Here is an 18,865-nt window from a genome sequence, read left to right as displayed (position 1 = left end):
TGGCTATGGACTTACAACAACGAGCGCCCCAACATGGGCATCGGCGGCATCACACCCGCCCAGAAACTGAAAATGGCTGCCTGAGGTCTACTTCTGCGCCCCGTTAAAACGGGGAGGATTACCAGTGCAAGAATATCGTGGGTTTCGTCAGTATTGGCAGTCCGTCAGTTCGACCGACGATTCTACTAAGCGCGATGGGGATAGCTTTGGCGACAAGGTCCCAACCATTCTGTCGGGTGGGGGGCGGACGCTTGGGTTGATAACCTCGCAGCACCCCCGCTCAGTTCCACCAACCAAGTCGGACAGGATACCACGCACCTGCCGACTTATCCGCCGGTCTGTGCCATTTGCGGGCAGAAGGGTTGGACCGTTGTCTTGAACGACCGGAAAGGCCGCAATCTGCACGTGTCATGCTGGAAGGCCGAAGGAGGTGCATCGTAAAAGCGATGAGGCCTAACTACTCAGGTTTTCGGCCGAAGATGGGGAAGCAGTAAATGCTATATGTAGCAGTCGTCAGCAACTAAACTGACCAGCAGCCAATTTGGAGATGAGTAATAGCCTGTGTTAGTGAGGTCAGAAGGCCGCTTTTGCGGCCTTCTTGTCCGCCCTAATTTGGTACGGATCTGCGCATTATCTGCAGCTTTGCGGGCAACAGTCATCATCGAGCGATAGTAGAACAATCTGGTTGATTGCGTCTGGCCCGGTTAAGTTTAGTTAAGTTCAGCCCCGCCAGATTCGCGCGTAACTTCCGAAAGAGAGACGGCGTGATGGCGCCGATTGCCGTGGCGCTGAAGAAGCTTCTGGTCCATTATTTCGCGCCGTCTGGCTCGGATCTTCACGTTGGTGTTGGCGCGGGGCCGGAGTCCACCACGCGTAATCGTCCACCCTGGCGCGCCATTCTTAAATGGCAGACAGCGCGACATTCTTACTTGGTGACATTCGCCAACATGTCGAACACGCTGGGCAAGACAGTGCCTTCGCCGTTCGCGGTTCTGGCACGCCGCGAGAACGGCAAGCTGTCCGATGGAAGGCACTTTTGCCACCGTGCGCAGCTTCTTTGAAAACGGCGAGCATCGCATCAAGGTGAATTTGGAGGGATCGGAAAGACAGTCAGCGCTGAGACAAGCCGCGCACGCCGATCCAGCCTCCGGTTCCTCCGGCGTTCACCGTCTTGTAAACTCGAGCCTGTAACGCCGACCGAAAATTAGCTCGCCGGCCGCCTTGTTTCCCTCACTGGTCGTTCTCGTGGTGAAGTTTTGTGAAGTTCATTACGCTTAACAAGCAGCTGGCTCATTACGTTCCCCTTTCCAGTTCACCTGGCCGATCATGCCCTTGGCGCGCGCCGCGCCGCTCGACATAGCCTTGGCATAGGCGCTCATGTCGCGTTCTATGCTGGCACTGCCGTTTGTGCTATTATCGTCCTCGCCACGCCGGGAGGATAGAGCCCGATCACCCCACAAATCACGGAGGCGGGCTGTCGACTCCTCCGTGCGACGTGGCACCTCTCGATCATATCCGCCAAGCAGCCATTCTTTCCGCTGGTTGTCCGAAGTCAGGCGAATATCTACACCATCGGTCAAACCGCGCAATTTGATGCGATTTTCGCTACGGCTTTCGACCTCCATCCAGTCGATGCGGCCTTACAGGTCATCCAGCATTTCCGGGTGAAAGGCAATCAGTTTGGAAAGCCCGAATCCGTCGCTATGTCCGGTGCCTTTTTTCCCCAAACCAAGGCAATAGGCCCGACATCAGAATGATGCAAAGCGCCGGGGGCCTCCCCATCCTGCAAGGCTTCAAGCGCCAGTGCCGCGCCTTTCCAGTCTCCTTCATACCCCGAAGTATCGGCCCAAACGGACCTGTTTCCCTCTGTTCCTTGGCGCGCGAGCCATTGCCGCCCGGCCCGTCAGGACCGCCCCGGCCGCCGATTTCGCCCGAGGCGATGCGTTCCATGATTTCCGCCGCGTCCTGATAGCCTTCGCCGCGGAAAGCGGCAGAGAGGGCGCGGAAGAACTGCCGGATCTTCTCGAACGCGGCTTGTAGCGGGCCTTTCGCCTCGCGGTTCCGCTGCGACCAATCGGCATAAAGCTCGGCCACCATTTCCTCATATTGGCCGGGCGTATCGAGGTCTTTATAGGCGGCCTTCACCCGGTCATGGATGGACTTGTCGGCCCGCGCCGCCCTGACCAGGGCTTGCCATTCCTCGGGCGTGAACAATCCATGCCTGCGGCCCCATGCGGTCGGATCACGCAGGGCATGGATGATTTCGGCCCGCCTCGAGCGCTTCCTGCAGCTCTCGGCCGAGGACAACTGGGTCGTCGCCAACGTCACCACGCCGGCGAACTACTTCCACATCCTGCGCCGTCAGCTGAAGCGTCCGTTCCGCAAGCCGCTGGTCCTGATGACGCCGAAATCGCTGCTGCGTCACCCGATGGCGATCTCGAAGGCCGATGAGACGCCGCGCAGATAGGAGCCCGAGACGCCGGGCCTGCGTTGCGCGCCTTTCGCGCGGATGCGCCCGAGCCCGACTGCCTTGAGGGCTGCCGCAGCAGCATCGGCAATCTTGCGGATTTGATCGGAAGGGATCGCCTCCCCGTTGAAATCCGTGTCCGCAAAGTCTAGATTTAGGCTGACGGGGCTTTGGGCATCGCTTCCGCGGCTTGCCTTCATTGCTCGATCGCAGTTGCGGCTGAACTTGGCCCCGTCGCCCGTATCCTTCGATAGATCGTAGTGGAATGTCCCGTCAGTCATCTGGCGAATGGTGGCGACAACATCCTTGGGCTGTCCATTCAGCATAACCCGCGCCGCAATCCTGTGGACGGACTGCACATTGGAACGGGCCATGATGTCCGGTTGGCTGTCGATCAAATTTCCAGAGGTTAGAATTTCTTCCAGCGCCACCACAATTCTGGTCAGATCCTCGCCCTTTCGGCCGCCAATCTTCCGTGCGCCTGTTCTGTTGAAGCCGATCTTCCAGCCGGTCGCGGCATTGGTCACGGTCTTGCCAACAAGGTTCTTGCGATACCACGCCTCGGCCTTGCGCCCCAGATCGCGCATGTCGGACCATTCGCCCAACTCGTCGCCGGTCAGATCGCCAACAACCGGACGCTCGGCATCGAAGCGGAAGAATAGCTCGGTGCGTCCTTCTTCCTGCAAGTAGGGATAGCTGTTGCCGAGACTTGAAAGCTCGGCCTGTATTTGCCAGAACCGTCCCATTATCCGACACAAAAACTCTTGTATCGGCATTGAAATCAACTCCTGAAGCGGTTTTTCAGAGCCGACTACAGAGGCGGCTTCCCGTTGGCGCCCTACGACTGATCAACTGACCGATCTAACCGCGAGCGCAGATAGTCACGCAAACCTAAAAAGGTGGACTATTGGGTGGACTGAAATCAGCAGCACCCACTGATTTGGTTGATTTGTCACGACTTTTTTATGGAAAGTGGTGCCCGGAGGCGGATTCGAACCACCGACACGCGGATTTTCAATCCGCTGCTCTACCAACTGAGCTATCCGGGCATCTCTGCGTTTCGCTCTCTAGCGTCTCGCTTTCGATAGGCGGCTAAGTAGGCGACCTCGGCGACGGTGTCCAGAGCGAAAATGCGGAAATTTCACTGTTCTTCATCTTTTTCCGCCAGCGGCTCACCGGGGATGCGGTAATCACCCCGCAACCAGCGAGCAAGGTCCACATCCGCGCAGCGACGAGAGCAAAAGGGCCGGTATTTCTCGCTCGCGGGCTTGCCGCAAATCGGGCAGGCCATCATGCCTGTCCCGCCAGACGGCGAAGCGCAAGCCGGTCGCGCTTGCGACTGATCTCATAGAGCCCCATGGCAGTCCAGCCGAGCAAAACCGTCTCGGCGGCTTCGGATTTGAACGCTGCCTTCAGGATCTGATCCAGCGTTCCTCTGTCCTTCTTGGGCATCGGGGCAAAGTCCACGACGATCTGCCCGCCGAGGCCGCGCAGACGCAATTGCCGCGCAAGGTCTCGGGCCAGCGCGATATTGGCCTTAAGACCCGCCGCCGGCGAGTGATCCGTCCCGGTATTCACGTCGATTGCGACCAATGCGCGCAGCGCCTCGATTTCGGCCCAAGCGCCCCCGCCAAGATCGACGCGCGAAGACAGAAGCGCTTCGACGGCCTCGGTCGCACCCGTGTCGTCAAAGGCATTGCCGCCGTCTTCGATCGAATCCGGTTCCGGTTCGGCCCAGTCCTGCCAAGCCATCTCGGCCGGCTCGGGCGCGTCCAGCAGCAATTCCGGCGGCCCATCGCGATCCGCCAGAAGATCCCGCGATAGTTGCAGAAGCTGGTTCAACTCGTCAGCGACCTCGTCAAGGGCGGCAGAGGCGGACACACTGCGGAACACCAGGCCATTTCCGGCGTCGATCTCGGAAAGGGCCTCCTGCCCAATCGCTTCCAGGGCCTCGCGGGTCTCGGTCTCCCGGATGCGCCGGGAAACGTTCACGCCCGGAACGCCCGGGGTCACGATGACATGGCGACCGCGCAGACTCAGCCGCGAGGTCACCGGGATCGCCTTGCCCTCTTCGGCGCTGCCATTCACCTGCACCAGAATCGACTGACCCTCGCGCAGGCCCGAACGGTCGCGCAGATAGCCGCGCGCGCCCTCGGGCAGCTTCAGGAAGACACCGCCCTGACCCTTGACGAGCCGGTCCACCCTGGCACGGCAGATCGCCCCCGGGGGCAGAGGCGTGACATGTCCCGCGTCGATGATCAGGTCCTCGAGCCGACCATCCTGCATCAGAGCGGCGGCATCGCGACCAAAGACCTGTCCCAGAACGATCTGACGTCCCTTCATTCCGAATTCCCCCGGATTCCTGCATGAGCAAGCAATGTTGCGGTTTCAGCAAGCGGCAGGCCGACAACGGCGCTGTAGGATCCCTGGAGCCAGGCCACGAAGGCCCCGGCGCGGCCCTGGATCCCGTAAGCCCCGGCCTTGCCTTGCCATTCGCCCGAAGCGAGATAGGCATCGATTTCGCCCGGCGAAAGCGGGCGCAGGCGGATCGTCGTCTCGACGAGGCGCTCGCGGATCCGCCCTTCATGGGCCAGCGCCACCGCGGTCAGGACCCGATGCCGCCGCCCCGACAAGAGGCGCAGGAAGGCGCGGGCCTGATCGGCATCCTCGGGTTTTCCCAGGATGCGGCGGCCGACCGTCACCGAAGTATCGGCGCAGAGGATTGCGCCCTCGACCTGTCCAAGCAGCGCCTCGGCCTTTTCCCGGGCGACGCGGCTGGTATAGGCGCGGGCATCCTCATGGCGTCGCGGCGTCTCGTCGATATCCGCCGGAACGATGCGGTCCGGGCGGATCCCGATCTGGGCCAGCAATTCAAGCCGACGCGGGCTTGCCGAACCCAGGACAAGCGGCGGTCGGATGCGAAAATCCCCGCTGGGCAAACTGTCCGGGCGGGGGGAAGCGATGTCATTCATGTCTGTACGCCTGCGCTGGCCCGCATCTGCGGCTGGGCCGCAGATGAGGCAGAGGGCTTACTTGAAGCGATAGTTGATCCGCCCCTTGGTCAGGTCATAGGTGTTCATTTCCACCTGTACCTTGTCGCCGGCCAGAACTCGGATGCGGTTTTTACGCATCTTTCCTGCCATATGTGCGATGATTTCATGGCCGTTCTCAAGCTCGACCCGGAATGTCGCATTCGGCAGGAGTTCCTTCACGACGCCGGGAAATTCGAGCATTTCTTCCTTGGCCATGTTCTCTCCTGTAAGGGTGACCCGCGGTGCAGCGGGCGCAAGCTACATGCGTCCGGACGCCCGGATTTTCAAGGGGAATCTGCATCCACCCCGCTTGTCCACCGGGAGGGGGGCCAGTTTTCCGCACGTTCCGCACGGCGCGCGGCGGATTATCGGCTGCGAGGAAATGGACTTATCCGCTCATGCGCCTTGCGGCGGGGGCATCATCCCCCTCTGCGCGAGACGGCACCGGGCGCGATCCGATCGGGTGATCGGAGGCTTCCGCGTGGTCGGGGCGGCGGCCTGCATCTCGGCAGCCCGGCCCGTCATGCGGAGCGCGATTGCCGCGGCGGAAGAAGGATGTTTTGCGTCGGGCGTCTTGCGCTGGACATCCTCTGCGTGAAGCGGGTCGGCTTCGATAAGGCGCGGATCTTGGGGGTATCGGTCTCGGCCAGGGACGAGGCGAATGGTCACGTCTTGGCACTTTGTTCCTGTCGGGGACGGTGGCCGCAGTGCGGAGCGCGCCTCAGCCGGTCGCGCGTTGCGTTGCGGGATCGCCATCCACCTCGGCCCGGAACGGGTCTGGTTCGGTCAGATCGGACCCCGGGGGGAAATCCGTCTCGGCCAAAGGCGGGGCCGAGGGCTGCATCTCGGCAAGCTCGCCCGCCATGCGGGGGGCGGACGCCGCGGCCAGCCGGATGGCGTGAAAACCCTCATTTTCGCCCAGTCGGCCGCGTGCGACCACCTGTCCCAGATCCGTTTCCAAGGCGACATTATCAAGCGCATTCGGTGTCAAGGGAATGATCGAGCCGACCGACATCTCTTGCAGGAAAGCAAGGCTCAACGCGCGCCGGCACAGGATGCCGTTCAGGCGGATTCTGGCTTGATCCACGGCTTTTTCCAGCGACTGCTTCGCTGGCGCATCATCCGGTTCTTGCGGGGCTTCCAGGGCCGCCGGCGGCGCGGGCTGTGCCGCTATGACCGCACTATGAGTCGCCGGAACGACCAGGATCAGTTTCCCTTCGCGCTGGCCGCCCAACCCGATGCGATAAGAGGCCGAAACCCGCAATAAATCGACATCTTCCAGCATCAGGGACAGGGGCCGGGGATCGCTCAGATAGGAGACATAGCGATAGTCGCCGGCACGCTGCAGATCATGGCCTGCCGGCATCTCGCGGCCCAGTTCGACCAGAAGGGCATTGACGAATTCGGCGCATAAGGCGGCATCGGTCCGGGTCGGCGCGCGGTTCTGGACCGGGCGCGAGGTCACCCGGCCAATGGCATGGATCTCGATCAGGGCGGTCATCGTGGCGGTGCACAGGGCGACGACCCCGAAGCTGTCGCGCAACCCGATGACGGCGAGAAGCGCGCGCTCTGGCAGGATTTCGGAGATTTCGGCGAGTGAGGCGGGCTGGATATCTACCCTCTCGATAAAGACCGGGAGCCGGTGCAGGCGATCGGCGGCCCGGCCCAGAGCGCGCCCCGCAGCCTGTCCGGCGTCGATCTCTTCCTCGACGGCGGCGGCGATTTCGGCCTGAACCTGCGGCTCTTTCAGCTTTCTGCGCGCCTCGACGAGCATGCGCAGAACGGTGGTGCCCGGTCGGCGTTCCGGCGGTGGCCTTTGCTCCTCTGCGCTGTCCATCGGCGTCCGAATCATTCCCTCGATCAGGACCACTGTGGCAGCGACAGGTTTCGAAGAATTTAACGGCTCATGTCGATTGCGGCGGTTTGCGGGGCAGGGTGATACGGAACGCCGCCCCACCCTGGCCCGGCAGATAGGCGATTGTTCCGCCCAGAACTCGCATGATGTCATGGCAGATCGCCAGGCCCAGACCGGCACCGCCAGCACGCGACACATCATGCGCCCGCGCGAATTTCTCAAAGATCAGCGCTTGCTTGTCGGTCGCAATGCCGGACCCGTTATCGACGATGTCGATCTCGGTCCCGCCGTCGCGCAGCCGCCGGGCGGTCACGCGGATTTCCGGTTCCGCCGCATCGCAGTATTTCCGCGCATTTGCGAAGACATTGATCAGGACCTGCAGCAGCCGGTCGGGATCGGTGATCACCATGAGGTGCTCGGCCGCGGGGTCGCGCCGGATCAGGAATTGCCGCGCGGCGCTCGTCGCCCGGGCCGAAGCCAGCGCCCGGTCGATGAGATCGTGCAGATTGCAGACGGCGAGGGCAAGACGCGCCTTACCCGCTTCGAGAACCGCCAGATCCAGAAGGTCGTCGATCAGCCGCGTCAGACGGCTGGCCTCGTCATGGATGATGCCAGCAAAGCGGGCGCGGTCGGCCTCTGCCAGACCCGGATCCATGAGAAATTCGGAAAAGGCATGGATGGAGGTCATCGGAGTGCGCAACTCATGGCTGATCTGGCCAAGAAACGCGTCCTTCTGATGTGACAGGGTCGTCAGCTTGTCATTCGTTTCCTGCAGCTTGCGCGCGGTTTTCTCGAGCTCTGCGGTGGCGCTCTCGAGCCGTTCCTTGTCGGCGCGCATGTCACCTGCCTCGCCGGCGACCTCCATGAGATGCGACACCGTGACCGCCCCGCGCCCGGTGACCTGCGTGATGAGCGCGACCGCCGTGGCCGCCCCGACCGTGCCCGCGATCTGACGCTCGATCTCGGACAGGAAACGTGGGGTGAGATCGGGCAGATAGCCCGATTTTCCCTGCTGCATCGCAGCGTTGCGAAACACCTCGAGCGCCTGATCGCTGCCCCAGAGTCGCCCGGTCAGGGTCAGCAGGGCCTCGGCGCTGGCGGTGCTCGCGGCCCGTGCCCCGGAACTGTCGGGCGCAATGGCATGGACGAAAGACAGCGCCTGCAGGCGCTCGACCGGATTTGGAAAATCCAGCAGGGAAACAATGATGAGCAGGCCGATATTGACGGAAAGCGACAGCAGCACCGCCCCGGCGAAAGGGTCGATCCCGGCGGGCATCCTGGGCGGGGCCGCCAGCCCGAGCGAGGGCAGGAAGATCAGGCAGAGCCAGATCGCAGAACCGCAGACAATCCCGAAGACCGCGCCGCGACGCGTGGCGCCCCGCCACATCAGCCCGGCCACAATCGAGGGAAGGACCTGCGCCATGCCCGAAAAGGCCACGATCCCCATCAGCGCCAACGCCGAAGTGCCGCCCGAAAGCTGATGATAGGCCCAGCCCGCGCCGATGATTGCGAGGATCGCGATCCGGCGGGCCAGCAGCATCAGGGCCTTGAGATCCTCGCCCGCGGGGCCGGTCCGGGCGCTGGCGGGATAATGCTCCTTGCGCAGCCACAGCCAAATCGGAACCAGCCAATGGTTCGCCATCATCGTCGAGACCGCGATGGCGCTGACCACGACCATCGACATGGCCGAGGAAAACCCGCCGATAAAGGCGAAACCCGCAAGCGCCTCCTGCCCGTGAGAAAGCGGAAGGGCCAGCACGTAAAGATCCGGATCCGAGCCTGCGGGCATCAGGTCACGTCCCATCACCGCGATCGGCAGCACGAGAAAGGACAGCACGAACATATAAAGCGGAAAGGCCCAGCCGGCCTGGCGTAGGCGGTCATCGTCACTGGCTTCGACCACCATGACATGGAACATCCGGGGCAGCACGAGGATAGCGGCCCCCGACAGCGTGATCAACGTGACCCAGCGATCGGGCTTGATGATCCAGCCGGTTTCGGCCGGATCCTCTGCGATCCTCTGGATGCGGGCCAGAACATCGGCTGGCCCCTCCGCCACGCCCCAGAGAACATAGATCCCGACGGCGAGAAAGGCGAGAAGCTTGACGACGGCCTCGAGGGCGATCGCCATGACGACGCCGTGATGGCGCTCGTCGGCGGCAAGGTTACGCGTCCCGAAGAGGATGGAAAAGGCCGCGAGCCCGATTCCTGTCCAGAGCGGAATATTCTCGGGCAAAGGCTGGCCATTCGCGGCAAAGGCCGAAAGCGCCATCGAGACGGATTGCAGCTGCAGCGCGATATAGGGCGTCGCGGCTGTCACGGCGATCAGGGTGACCAGTGCCGCAAGCCCCGCCGACTTGCCGAAGCGGCTCGAGATCAGGTCGGCGACCGAGGTGATCCGATGCAGTCGCGCCACCTGCACCAGATGCCGCAGCCCCCACCATGCCCCGGCAAAGACGATGGCTGGCCCAAGATAGATGGTCAGATATTCCAGTCCTGATCGCGTCGCATATCCCACCGCGCCGTAAAAGGTCCAGGCCGAGCAGTAGACCGACAAGGACAAGGTGTAGATGACCGGTCGGTTCATCCATTTCCAGCGGCCCTCGGCGGCCGCGCGATCTGCGGTATGGGCCAGCAGGAACATGCCGGCGACATAGACGATGGCAAGCGCGCCCAGGACTTCAGGCGTCATCCTCATCCTCCGAAGGATCGCGGGCGCTGCCGATGGCGTGATGCAGCAGGGCGGTCACGAGGATGGTCGCAAGCCAGCCGATGCCCAGCCAGATCACGCCGAGGGCAAAGCTGAAATGCCGGGGCAGCCAAACCGGGGGCAGCAGGACCAGCACGGCAAAGATCACCGGAAGGACGCGCGTGGCGTCGATCATCCGACGCCGCCGATAGGCCCCGCGGCCCAGAAACAATCGCCTTGGCCGCTGGATCATGTCGGCCCCAGGATCGAGGGTTCGTGCCGCCCCGGGCATTCCCGCCTGGGACAGATGCGGCAGGCGGGTCCGATCGGCAGCGCGGCGCGACCGGGCTGCGAGGGCGCGGGCAGCAAAAGCATTTGCGCACGGCTCAGGGCGGGGCCATCGAAACCCATCGGCAAAAGCCGACCCGCGACGGCCCAGGCCTGGAACAGCGCCCCGCTCGGCGTCTGCAAGAGCCGGGAAATCGGCACCTGGGGCTGGGCAAGCGCCTCGAAAAGCGGCCAGAGCGCACAGCCCTCGCCGGGACGGGGCAATGGAAAGCCCAAAGGTGGCTGGCGATAAAGGGTGGCGCCGGAGCCGTCGCAGATGATCAGCCCCGCCTGTGCCCAAGGGCCGGGCCGGGCGGTTCCGAGCCGGCGCAGCACCAGATCAAGCGGCCGGCCCAGACGCGCCGCCAGCACCGCGGGATCGGGCTCGCCGGGCGTGACCGCAGCAAGCAGATCGGCCGTCGGCAAAAGAGCATGATCGCGCTCCTGCGCTGCGATCAGATCGACGGCAAGCTTGCGGGCCGCATCCGAGGCGAGTTCGACCGCCTCGGCCGGGTCACGCCGTCCCGCCGCAATCCAGGCCTCGACCTCTTCCTGGGGCGACATGGGAACCGCCTCATCCTCGAATGTGTCGAGATAGGCGACTAGGCTTTGCGCCGTTCGTGACAGGCGCTGGCTGTCGGCATCAAGATTGCCGTGAAAGCGGGCCTGCCATTCCGGCTCGATCTCGGGCGTCTCCGCAAGGATCGAGGCCGTCGTGCGGACCGAGGTCACGGCGGACTGGACCTCATGCAGCGTGGCCAGAAGATAGGGGTCGCGCGTCACGCGATCCGAAAGCGCGACCAGGCGGCGCTCCAGCGCATCGGCGCGACGCGAGGAGAGCGCCAGAGCGGTGGCCCAGCCCGGATAGCGGGCCACGAATTCCGCGATCTGTTCGATCTCGACCGGATGCGGCTGGTCCTTGGCCAGTGCGGCGGCCTCGCGCAGCGTGGCAATCAGCGTCTCTTCGCGGTCCGAGGCCAGTTCACCGGCATCGATCAGAAGCGCCTCGGCCAGCCGGTTCAGCAGAGCCTCGCCCACGGGGCGGCGATTATGCTCGATCAGGTTCAGATAGGCGGCCGAGATCTCGGCCCGTTCGGCCACCTCGGTCTGGCGCCAGCCTTGCGACAGACGCCTTTCGCGGATGCGCGTGCCGATAAGGGGCCGCTTCGTCACGGGCCTTGCGGCTTGATTATGCGGCGCGCGCGGCATGGCTCAGAGCCTGTCCCCGGTTTCCTCGAGATGGCGGATCGCCTTGACCACGAGATCGGCGAAACTGCCCGCGCCCAGCTTGTCCTTGAGGGTCTGGCTGACATTCGAGACGGTCTTGTAGCTGATATTGGCGCGATCCGCGATCTCGCGATAGGCGAGGCCGCTGGCGATGGCGCGCAGGATGTCCAATTCCCGCGGGGTCAGCCGGGGACGGGCCTGAACCATGCCGGGCCGGTCCATCAGCGCGATCCGGCGGGCCAGATCTGCCGGCACGAAATCGCGCCCGGCGGCAAGCTCGGACAGTGCCTCGCAGATCTCGTCCGAGGGCGCGTCCTTCATGATGATCCCGTTGCAGCCGCTTTGCAGGGCACGTCGCGCGATGATCGGACTGTTATGCATGGTAAAGACCAGAATCGGCTGTTCCGCACCCGCCTTGCGCAGGCGCTCGATGAGGCGCACGCCCGCAAGCTTCGAGGCCCCCATGGTCAGATCCACCACGATGACATCCGGACCCTCCTGTCTCCAGCGCTGAAATCCCGTCAGGGGCGTGGCGGCGGGGATCACCTGGCATTCGATCCGGCCGCGCGTGATCCGGTCCCAGCCCTCGGCGACCACCGGGTGGTCGTCGATGATCAGCACGCGCAACGGGGTTTTCTGCGGGACGAGAGATGTGCTCACGGGCATGCGATCCTGAATTCGGTGATGGTGCGGGCGCTTTCGCGCCGGGGCGGCAGCCAGAGCGCGCCCAAGGCGGCCGCGCGGTCGCGCATGCCCGTCTGGCCCAGCCCGCGCCGCGCTGCGCCCGAGGGACCGCGTCCATTGTCGCGAACTCGCGCGACAAGCGAGGTTTCATGGCGGGACAGTGTGACCTCGATCTCGGACGCGCCGGAATGGCGCAGCGCGTTCAGCACGCTTTCGCGGATGAAGCGATAGGTTGCGATCTGGCCGGCTGCGTCCGGCGCGGGCAGGCCTGCGGGCGCGTCGAGGCGAAACACCACTTCGGGCGCCATGTCCTGAAAGCCGATCAGCAATTCCTGGGCCATATCGGCAAGGCTCGTGCCCTCGGCAGGGCTGAGGCGCAGGTCGTCGATGGCGCTGCGCACCGATTTGCGAATGGCCGCGGAATGTCGGCCGATCGCCGCGAGGGCCTCGTCGAGTTCCTCTCCGGCCTCCTGTCGCTGGGCCTGTCCGACGGCGGCGTGAAGGGCGAAAAGCTGCGGACCGATCTCATCATGCAGATCCGAGGCGATGCGCGAGCGTTCGGTTTCTGCAAGGGTCATCATCCGGGCCTGCAAGCGGCGGATCTCGGCGCGCTCATGGCTCAGATGGGCGGCCAGGGCATTTACCCCTTCGGACAGTGCGTCAAGCTCGGACAGGCCGGTGCGATGCGCCCGGCAGTCGAGATCCCCCGCGCGCATCCGGTCAAGCGTGGCGGTCAACTGCTCGAGCCTTCGCAGCACCAGTCCGGATATCGCCATGGTCACGCCCAGAGCCGCCAGAGCCGAGACCGCCAGCAGCGGCAGCAGGATCTGAAGATCGTGCCAGATCTCGGCGATTTCGTCGCCCGGCTCGCTGCGGATTTCCAGGACACCGATCAGATTGGGATATTGTGTGATCGGCATGACGTCGCGCAGGGCCGTCGGCCGCAGCAGCGCTGCAAACCATTCCGGGGCAGGGCGGCGCGTGACCGGGCGCGGCGGCAAGTCGAGCGGCTCGCCCGCGGCATCCCGGATCTCGGCCGTGACATGGCGCTGGGCGCGGATGTCGATGGCCAGTGCCGTCGCCGCGGCCATGAGATCCTCGCGCTGGAACGCGGTCGGCAGACGCAGGGTGGCCGCGGCCTTGGCCAGCGCGAATGTCGAGGCAGTTTCTTCGCGGATCGAGACGCGCGCATTCGACAAAAGGACAGTGGCGACCATGACCAGCATCACCAGCCAGCCCAGCAGCGAGCCGCCAAGGACAAGCCGGCGCAGAGGCAGGCCGCGTCCCGGTGCCGCAATGCCATGCGTTACGCCCGCGGCGATCTGGCCGGTCGCGTTCATCTGCCTCCCCTTGCCGCCAAGGCGGCGCGCTCTCCCTGTGGAAAGACTAAGCCCGACCGCGCGGACGGGCAAGCGCCGCTAGGAATTCTTCCTGCGATCAGGCCGGCTTGCCCTCGGCTGCTGCGGTCGTCTTGCGGCCCAGAAGCCGCCAGACCAGGACGAAGAACAGCGGCACGAAGAGGATCCCCAAGAAGGTCGCCGAAAGCGTCCCGCCCAGAACCGTCGCGCCGATCGTATTGCGGCCATTCGCGCCCGCCCCGGCCGAGAGGACCAGCGGCAGAACTCCGAGCGAGAAGGCGACCGACGTCATGATGATCGGCCGGAAACGCTGCCGCGCGGCCTCGATCACCGCCTCGTAGAGGGGCTTGCCGTCCTGCTCGATCTGCTCGCGGGCGAATTCCACGATCAGGATCGCGTTCTTGCCGGTCAGGCCGATCACCGTGAGCAGTCCGACCTGGAAGAAGACGCCATTGTCGAAACCGCCGAGCCAGGCCCCGACCAGCGCGCCCAGCACCCCGATCGGCATGGCGAGCATGACGGCAAAGGGAATGGACCAGCTTTCGTAAAGCGCGGCCAGGCAGAGGAACACGACCGCCAGCGACAAGGCGTAAAGCAGCGTGGTCTGGTTGCCTGCCTCTTGTTCTTCCAGCGACAGGCCGGTCCAGGCGACCTCGTAGCCCTCGGGAAGCTGGCTGGCCAATTCCTCGATCGCCGCGATGCCCTCGCCGCTGGACAGGCCGGGGGCGGGGCTGCCCTGGATCTGCATCGCGGGCACACCGTTATAGCGGCTCAGCCCCTGCGCGCCGAATGTCCATTCCCCTTCGGAGAAGTTCGAAAACGGCACCAGTCCACCCGAGCTGTTTCGGATGCGCCATTTGTCGATATCGGTCGGGGCCGCGCGCGAGCCGGGCTCGCCTTGCACATAGACGCGTTTGATCCGGCCCCGGTCGATGAAGTCGTTGACATAGCGCCCCGCCCAGGCAACCGAGAGCAGGCTGCCGACATCGGTGGCGGATACTCCCATCGCCCCGGCCTTGCGCCAATCGATGTTGAGCCGGTATTGCGCCGCGTCCTCCAGCCCGTTCGGCCGGGCCGAGGCGATGCGCGGATCCTGCGCCGCCATGCCCAGAAGCTGGTTGCGCGCATCGAGCAATTGCTCGTGGTTCTGGCCGCCCCGCGCCTGCAGGTAGAAATCGAAGCCCGAGACATTGCCAAGCTCGATCACCGAGGGCGGCACGATCGGGAAAACCATGGCGTCGCGGATCTGCATCATCACCGGAAAGGCCCGCCCGGCAATGGCCTGCACCGATTGGTCGGGCCGGGTGCGGTCCTTCCAGTCCTTCAGCCGGACAAAGGCGATCCCCATGTTCTGGCCGCTGCCGGCGAAGCTGAAGCCCGAGACGCCGAACATGGAATCGACGTTCTCGGCCTCGGTCTTCAGGAAATGCTCCTGGATCTGGTCGATGACGGCCTCGGTGCGCGCGGTCGTGGCGCCGGTCGGGCCCTGGATCAGCACGAACATGATGCCCTGATCCTCGTCGGGCAGAAAGCCCGTCGGCGTGCGCAGGAACAGAAACACCATCGCGGCCCCGATCGCCAGATAGACCAGCATCATGCGCAGGGGACGCCGGATGATCCAACCGACGGACTTGCCATAGCCGCTCATGGTCCTGTCGAAGCCGCGGTTGAACAGGCCGAAGAAGCCGCGCGTCTTGTGGCCATGCTCATTGCGCAGGATGGTGGCGCAAAGCGCCGGCGTCAGGGTCAGCGCGACCACCACCGACAGGCCCATGGCAGAGGCGATGGTGATCGCGAATTGCTTGTAGATCACCCCGGTCGAGCCGCCGAAGAAGGCCATCGGCACGAAGACCGCCGACAGGACCAGCGCGATGCCGACCAGCGCGCCGGTGATCTGGCCCATGGATTTCCGCGTGGCCTCGAGCGGGGAGATATCCTCTTCCTCCATGATCCGCTCGACGTTCTCGACGACGACGATGGCGTCATCGACGAGAAGGCCGATGGCCAGCACCATGGCGAGCATGGTCAGCGTGTTGATGGTGAAGCCGAGCGCCGCGAGAATGCCGAATGTGCCGAGGATGACGACCGGGACCGCCAGCGTCGGGATCAGCGTCGCGCGCCAGTTCTGCAAGAAGACCAGCATCACCAGAAAGACCAGAACGATGGCCTCGACCAGCGTCTTGACCACTTCCTCGATCGAGATCAGCACGAAGGGCGTGGTGTCATAGGGGATGACGTAGCTGACGCCTTCGGGGAAGAACTTGGCGAACTCCGCCATCCGCTCCTTGACCCGGTCGGCGGTGTCGAGCGCGTTCGCACCCGAGGCGAGGCTGATCGCGATGCCGCCCGAAGGCTTGCCGTTGAACCGCGCATTGGTCGCATAGGTTTCCGCGCCGATCTCGACGCGGGCCACGTCCTTGAGCAGGATCAACCCGCCATCGGCCTCGGCGCGCAGCACGATCTGTTCGAAATCGGCGGGGGTCGAAAGCAGCGATTGCGCGGTGATCGTCGCGTTCAGCATCTGCCCCTCGGGGGCAGGCAGGGTTCCGAATGCGCCCGCCGAGATCTGCGCGTTTTCGGCCGAGACCGCCGATACCACATCGCCGGGCGTCAGCTCATAGGCCGCGAGCTTTGACGGATCGAGCCAGATCCGCATGGCATATTGCGCGCCGAAGACCTGCACCGAGCCCACGCCCTCGACACGGCTGAGATCGTTGACGAGGTTCGAGATCATGTAATCCGACAGATCGACCTGTTCGAGCGCGCCATCATCCGAGATCAGCGCGATCACCATCAGGAAGCCCGAGGAGGATTTCTCGACCGTCACGCCCTGACGCTGCACCGCCTCGGGAAGCAGATTGGTGGCCTGTGACAGCTTGTTCTGCACCTGCACCTGCGCGATGTCGGGATCGGTCCCCGTCTCGAAGGTCAGGGTGGTGGTCGAACTGCCGGCGGAACTGGAACTGGACGAGAAATAGCGCAGCCCGTCCAGGCCGGTCATCTGCTGCTCGATGATCTGCGTGACGGTATTGGCCACCGTATCGGCGGAAGCGCCGGGATAGGTCGCCTGGATCGTGACCGTGGGCGGCGCAATCTGCGGGTATTGCGCGACCGGCAGGGTCAGGACCGACAGCACGCCAAGCCCCATGATCAGGATCGAGATGACCCAGGCGAAAACCGGTCGGTCAATGAAAAAGCGCGCCATGTCAGGCTCCTGTGCTGCTTTCCTCGGACCGGATCAACCGTTCGAGCTGTCTGTTTTCGCCGCGCCTTCCGGTGGCTGCGGGCCTGGCGCCGCGGCGCCGCGTTCCTCGGGGGCGACGGTCATGCCGACGCCGATCTTTTGCAGGCCCTCGACGATCAGCCGGTCGCCCTCTTGCAGCCCTTCGCCGACGACCCAGTTATTGCCCATGTCCTGAAGAATGGTCAGGGGACGCTGCTCGACCTGATTTTCGGCATTCACCACCAGCGCGATGGGCTGGCCGCGGCGGTCGCGGGTGACCCCCTCCTGCGGGGCGAGGACCACATTCTGCGCCACGGCCTGCTGGACGACGGCCTGGACATACATCCCCGGCAGAAGCAGGCGGTCGGGATTGGCGAAGGACAGCCGCAGCGTGACCACGCCCGTTGTTTCGTTCACATAGGGTTCGGCCGCAGTCAGCTTGCCGGTGTGATCGTAATCGCTGCCATCGGCGAGTCGCAGCATGACCCGGCGGTCATCGTTCTGCGCCTCTGCCGCTTCCATCCGGCGCTTCCAGCGGATGATTTCGGCCGAGGATTGCGTGACATCGACATGCACCGGATCGAGCGTGCGGATCACGGCCAGAGGCGCGGCCTGGCTTGCCGTCACCAAGGCGCCCTGGCTGATCTGGGCCAGACCGATATCGCCGTCAAGCTCGGCCCGGATCGTGGTGCGCTCCAATTCGATCCGGGCGGTCTGAAGCTGTGCCTCGGCGACCTTGACCGCCGCCTCGGCGGCATCGCGGGTCGCGATCGCGCCCTCGCTCGTGCTTTCGCTCGCGACGCGGCGATCGCGCAATTCGCCGATGCGATCGGCCTCGCGGCGGGCGTTCTCGGCCTGCGCCCGGGCCTGAGCCACGGCCGCCTCGGCCTGCGCGACTTGCGCCTCATAGGTGGTCTGGTCGATGTGGAACAGAGGGTCGCCGACCTTCACCAGGCGACCTTCCTCGAACAGCCGCTCGGTGACGATGCCATTGACCTGGGGTCGGACCTCGGCCTCGGCCGAGGCGGTGACGCGGCCCGGCAGGGTCGTTGTCAGCGCGATATCCTCGGCATGCAGGGTGACGACCGTCACCGCGGGCGGTGGGGCCTGACCCGCGCCCGGTGCCTGGGCCCAAGCGACCGTGCCCGGCGCAAGCGAGAGGAAAAGGCAAACGGAAATCCGGCGCGAAAGCGCTGACATGATCTTGCTCCCCGGCATATGCTGAGGCGGTTATAACAACTCTTTGATGCGTCGGATCAATCCCAATTCGATGCGCCCGCCCAAGTTGTGGCCACGCAAGTGCAGGCGTCAGGCGGGATGAATGCAGAAAATGCACTTGCGGAAGCATCCTGCCAGATGCTATCCGAACGGCGCGCGGGTATGGTGAAATGGTATCACACGAGCTTCCCAAGCTCTTGGCGCGGGTTCGATTCCCGCTACCCGCTCCAGCAATCCCCTCGTAAATGAGCCGATAAATCAGCAGACAGACCCGCTGATCCTAGAGCAGTCCCATCTCGGCCAGCGCGCGCTGCATGTCGCTGGGAAGATCGGGCTCCTCGGCCCGGCCCACTGCCAGATCCCGTGGCGCATCCTCGGCGGCGAGGTAGCGCCAGCCCTGAAACGGGCGTCGGGGCAGGGCGGTGACCCGCACAAGTTCTGGATCGAGCACCAGCGCGCAGCGCCGGATGCCGTCCTCGCCCAGGGCTTCCTCCAGGGCAAGGATGCGCTGACGGGCCTGCATGACGCCCTTGAACACCCAGAAGATCGAGCCGCCGCCAAGGATCTCGGCCTCGCGCTTGGGCCACATGCGGGTGAGGTGACGCGCGGGGCCGCCCTGCCAGCGATGCCGCTGCCATTCGGCCAGTTCCGCCGGGCTGTCGCAGCCGACGCAGAGTTTCATCAGGTGAAGGGTCTTGCTCATGGGGCAGATATATCTCTCGCGCGGGAATGTGCAACGCGTGAGCCTTGCGCCACCCAAGCTACGGGCGTAGGCCGCTCTGGAT

17 protein-coding genes, 2 tRNA genes and 1 pseudogene are annotated in these 18,865 nt (G+C 64.4%); 3 read left to right on the top strand and 17 right to left on the bottom strand.

Annotated elements, in window-relative coordinates; all coding sequences use genetic code 11:
- The first annotated feature begins 767 nt into the window (after positions 1-767).
- On the top strand, positions 768-1,061 hold the full coding sequence (locus ESZ60_RS21065; protein WP_209021291.1) for a hypothetical protein: 294 nt from the start codon (positions 768-770) through the stop codon (positions 1,059-1,061).
- Between the two features lie 213 nt (positions 1,062-1,274).
- Here the strand turns inward: ESZ60_RS21065 and ESZ60_RS11740 are convergent, their stop codons facing one another.
- Positions 1,275-1,625, bottom strand: coding sequence for a hypothetical protein (locus ESZ60_RS11740; protein ID WP_134680768.1), 351 nt, complete (start codon positions 1,623-1,625; stop codon positions 1,275-1,277).
- Between the two features lie 76 nt (positions 1,626-1,701).
- On the bottom strand, positions 1,702-2,214 hold the full coding sequence (locus ESZ60_RS11735) for a hypothetical protein (RefSeq protein WP_134680766.1): 513 nt from the start codon (positions 2,212-2,214) through the stop codon (positions 1,702-1,704).
- Positions 2,215-2,218: 4 nt separating this feature from the next.
- Here ESZ60_RS11735 and ESZ60_RS21780 point away from each other — a divergent pair.
- Positions 2,219-2,452, top strand: a pseudogene (locus ESZ60_RS21780) (hypothetical protein); the annotation flags it as partial.
- On the opposite strand, the gene ESZ60_RS11725 reads toward ESZ60_RS21780, so the two are convergent.
- The 14 genes from ESZ60_RS11725 to ESZ60_RS11660 all read right to left on the bottom strand — a co-directional run bounded on the left by ESZ60_RS11725 (position 2,422) and on the right by ESZ60_RS11660 (position 18,062).
- Entirely contained in the window at positions 2,422-3,054 is a 633-nt protein-coding gene (locus ESZ60_RS11725; RefSeq protein WP_245155676.1) for an LPD3 domain-containing protein, read from the bottom strand. The pseudogene ESZ60_RS21780 and the gene ESZ60_RS11725 overlap by 31 nt on opposite strands.
- A 386-nt stretch (positions 3,055-3,440) precedes the next feature.
- A tRNA-Phe gene (locus ESZ60_RS11720) sits at positions 3,441-3,516 on the bottom strand.
- A 92-nt stretch (positions 3,517-3,608) separates the two neighbouring features.
- Positions 3,609-3,758 carry a DNA gyrase inhibitor YacG gene (locus ESZ60_RS11715; RefSeq protein ID WP_134680786.1) on the bottom strand — a complete coding sequence of 50 codons (150 nt, stop codon included), beginning with the start codon at positions 3,756-3,758 and terminating at the stop codon, positions 3,609-3,611.
- Positions 3,758-4,810, bottom strand: coding sequence for a ribonuclease E/G (locus ESZ60_RS11710; RefSeq protein ID WP_134680764.1), 1,053 nt, complete (start codon positions 4,808-4,810; stop codon positions 3,758-3,760). The genes ESZ60_RS11715 and ESZ60_RS11710 overlap by 1 nt, the downstream gene beginning before the upstream one ends.
- Positions 4,807-5,439, bottom strand: a complete 633-nt coding sequence (locus ESZ60_RS11705) for a Maf family protein (RefSeq protein ID WP_134680763.1) — start codon at positions 5,437-5,439, stop codon at positions 4,807-4,809. Before ESZ60_RS11705 ends, ESZ60_RS11710 begins: the two co-directional genes overlap by 4 nt.
- A gap of 57 nt (positions 5,440-5,496) precedes the next feature.
- A complete protein-coding gene (gene infA, locus ESZ60_RS11700; RefSeq protein ID WP_010397442.1) occupies positions 5,497-5,715 on the bottom strand; it encodes a translation initiation factor IF-1 in 219 nt (72 codons plus the stop codon).
- A gap of 505 nt (positions 5,716-6,220) precedes the next feature.
- Positions 6,221-7,336 (bottom strand): FliM/FliN family flagellar motor C-terminal domain-containing protein, encoded by a 1,116-nt coding sequence (locus ESZ60_RS11695; RefSeq protein WP_167620132.1) that lies wholly within the window; start codon positions 7,334-7,336, stop codon positions 6,221-6,223.
- A gap of 67 nt (positions 7,337-7,403) precedes the next feature.
- Positions 7,404-10,046 (bottom strand): ATP-binding protein, encoded by a 2,643-nt coding sequence (locus tag ESZ60_RS11690; RefSeq protein ID WP_134680761.1) that lies wholly within the window; start codon positions 10,044-10,046, stop codon positions 7,404-7,406.
- Positions 10,036-10,296 (bottom strand): hypothetical protein, encoded by a 261-nt coding sequence (locus tag ESZ60_RS11685; RefSeq protein ID WP_134680760.1) that lies wholly within the window; start codon positions 10,294-10,296, stop codon positions 10,036-10,038. The genes ESZ60_RS11690 and ESZ60_RS11685 overlap by 11 nt, the downstream gene beginning before the upstream one ends.
- On the bottom strand, positions 10,293-11,543 hold the full coding sequence (locus ESZ60_RS11680) for a short-chain fatty acyl-CoA regulator family protein (RefSeq protein WP_342365234.1): 1,251 nt from the start codon (positions 11,541-11,543) through the stop codon (positions 10,293-10,295). The genes ESZ60_RS11685 and ESZ60_RS11680 overlap by 4 nt, the downstream gene beginning before the upstream one ends.
- A 39-nt stretch (positions 11,544-11,582) precedes the next feature.
- On the bottom strand, positions 11,583-12,257 hold the full coding sequence (locus ESZ60_RS11675; RefSeq protein ID WP_245155673.1) for a response regulator transcription factor: 675 nt from the start codon (positions 12,255-12,257) through the stop codon (positions 11,583-11,585).
- On the bottom strand, positions 12,254-13,621 hold the full coding sequence (locus ESZ60_RS11670) for a LapD/MoxY N-terminal periplasmic domain-containing protein (RefSeq protein ID WP_134680757.1): 1,368 nt from the start codon (positions 13,619-13,621) through the stop codon (positions 12,254-12,256). The genes ESZ60_RS11675 and ESZ60_RS11670 overlap by 4 nt, the downstream gene beginning before the upstream one ends.
- 97 nt (positions 13,622-13,718) lie before the next feature.
- Positions 13,719-16,844: an efflux RND transporter permease subunit gene (locus tag ESZ60_RS11665; RefSeq protein ID WP_134680756.1), complete on the bottom strand. Its 3,126-nt coding sequence runs from the start codon at positions 16,842-16,844 to the stop codon at positions 13,719-13,721.
- A 33-nt stretch (positions 16,845-16,877) separates the two neighbouring features.
- Positions 16,878-18,062: an efflux RND transporter periplasmic adaptor subunit gene (locus ESZ60_RS11660; protein WP_134680755.1), complete on the bottom strand. Its 1,185-nt coding sequence runs from the start codon at positions 18,060-18,062 to the stop codon at positions 16,878-16,880.
- A gap of 174 nt (positions 18,063-18,236) precedes the next feature.
- Between ESZ60_RS11660 and ESZ60_RS11655 the strand changes: the two genes are divergently transcribed.
- Positions 18,237-18,310: transfer RNA gene (locus ESZ60_RS11655), tRNA-Gly, on the top strand.
- 50 nt (positions 18,311-18,360) lie between these two features.
- Here the strand turns inward: ESZ60_RS11655 and ESZ60_RS11650 are convergent.
- Positions 18,361-18,783, bottom strand: a complete 423-nt coding sequence (locus ESZ60_RS11650) for a DUF1489 family protein (protein WP_134680754.1) — start codon at positions 18,781-18,783, stop codon at positions 18,361-18,363.
- Positions 18,784-18,865 lie beyond the last annotated feature (82 nt).

This window comes from Paracoccus ravus (assembly GCF_004522175.1).
In the GTDB taxonomy this organism is placed as follows: Bacteria; Pseudomonadota; Alphaproteobacteria; order Rhodobacterales; family Rhodobacteraceae; genus Paracoccus; species Paracoccus ravus.
This window is presented reverse-complemented; position numbering and strand designations above follow the sequence as displayed.

Excerpts from the sequence above, each read along its gene's own strand:
- ESZ60_RS21065 (WP_209021291.1), top strand. The coding sequence starts at position 768 with ATGGCGCCGATTGCCGTGGCGCTGAAGAAGCTTCTGGTCCATTATTTC.
- ESZ60_RS11740 (WP_134680768.1), bottom strand. The coding sequence starts at position 1,625 with ATGGAGGTCGAAAGCCGTAGCGAAAATCGCATCAAATTGCGCGGTTTG.
- ESZ60_RS11725 (WP_245155676.1), bottom strand. The coding sequence starts at position 3,054 with ATGCGCGATCTGGGGCGCAAGGCCGAGGCGTGGTATCGCAAGAACCTT.
- ESZ60_RS11715 (WP_134680786.1), bottom strand. The coding sequence starts at position 3,758 with ATGGCCTGCCCGATTTGCGGCAAGCCCGCGAGCGAGAAATACCGGCCC.
- ESZ60_RS11710 (WP_134680764.1), bottom strand. The coding sequence starts at position 4,810 with ATGAAGGGACGTCAGATCGTTCTGGGACAGGTCTTTGGTCGCGATGCC.
- ESZ60_RS11705 (WP_134680763.1), bottom strand. The coding sequence starts at position 5,439 with ATGAATGACATCGCTTCCCCCCGCCCGGACAGTTTGCCCAGCGGGGAT.
- infA (WP_010397442.1), bottom strand. The coding sequence starts at position 5,715 with ATGGCCAAGGAAGAAATGCTCGAATTTCCCGGCGTCGTGAAGGAACTC.
- ESZ60_RS11695 (WP_167620132.1), bottom strand. The coding sequence starts at position 7,336 with ATGGACAGCGCAGAGGAGCAAAGGCCACCGCCGGAACGCCGACCGGGC.
- ESZ60_RS11690 (WP_134680761.1), bottom strand. The coding sequence starts at position 10,046 with ATGACGCCTGAAGTCCTGGGCGCGCTTGCCATCGTCTATGTCGCCGGC.
- ESZ60_RS11685 (WP_134680760.1), bottom strand. The coding sequence starts at position 10,296 with ATGATCCAGCGGCCAAGGCGATTGTTTCTGGGCCGCGGGGCCTATCGG.
- ESZ60_RS11670 (WP_134680757.1), bottom strand. The coding sequence starts at position 13,621 with ATGAACGCGACCGGCCAGATCGCCGCGGGCGTAACGCATGGCATTGCG.
- ESZ60_RS11665 (WP_134680756.1), bottom strand. The coding sequence starts at position 16,844 with ATGGCGCGCTTTTTCATTGACCGACCGGTTTTCGCCTGGGTCATCTCG.
- ESZ60_RS11660 (WP_134680755.1), bottom strand. The coding sequence starts at position 18,062 with ATGTCAGCGCTTTCGCGCCGGATTTCCGTTTGCCTTTTCCTCTCGCTT.
- ESZ60_RS11650 (WP_134680754.1), bottom strand. The coding sequence starts at position 18,783 with ATGAGCAAGACCCTTCACCTGATGAAACTCTGCGTCGGCTGCGACAGC.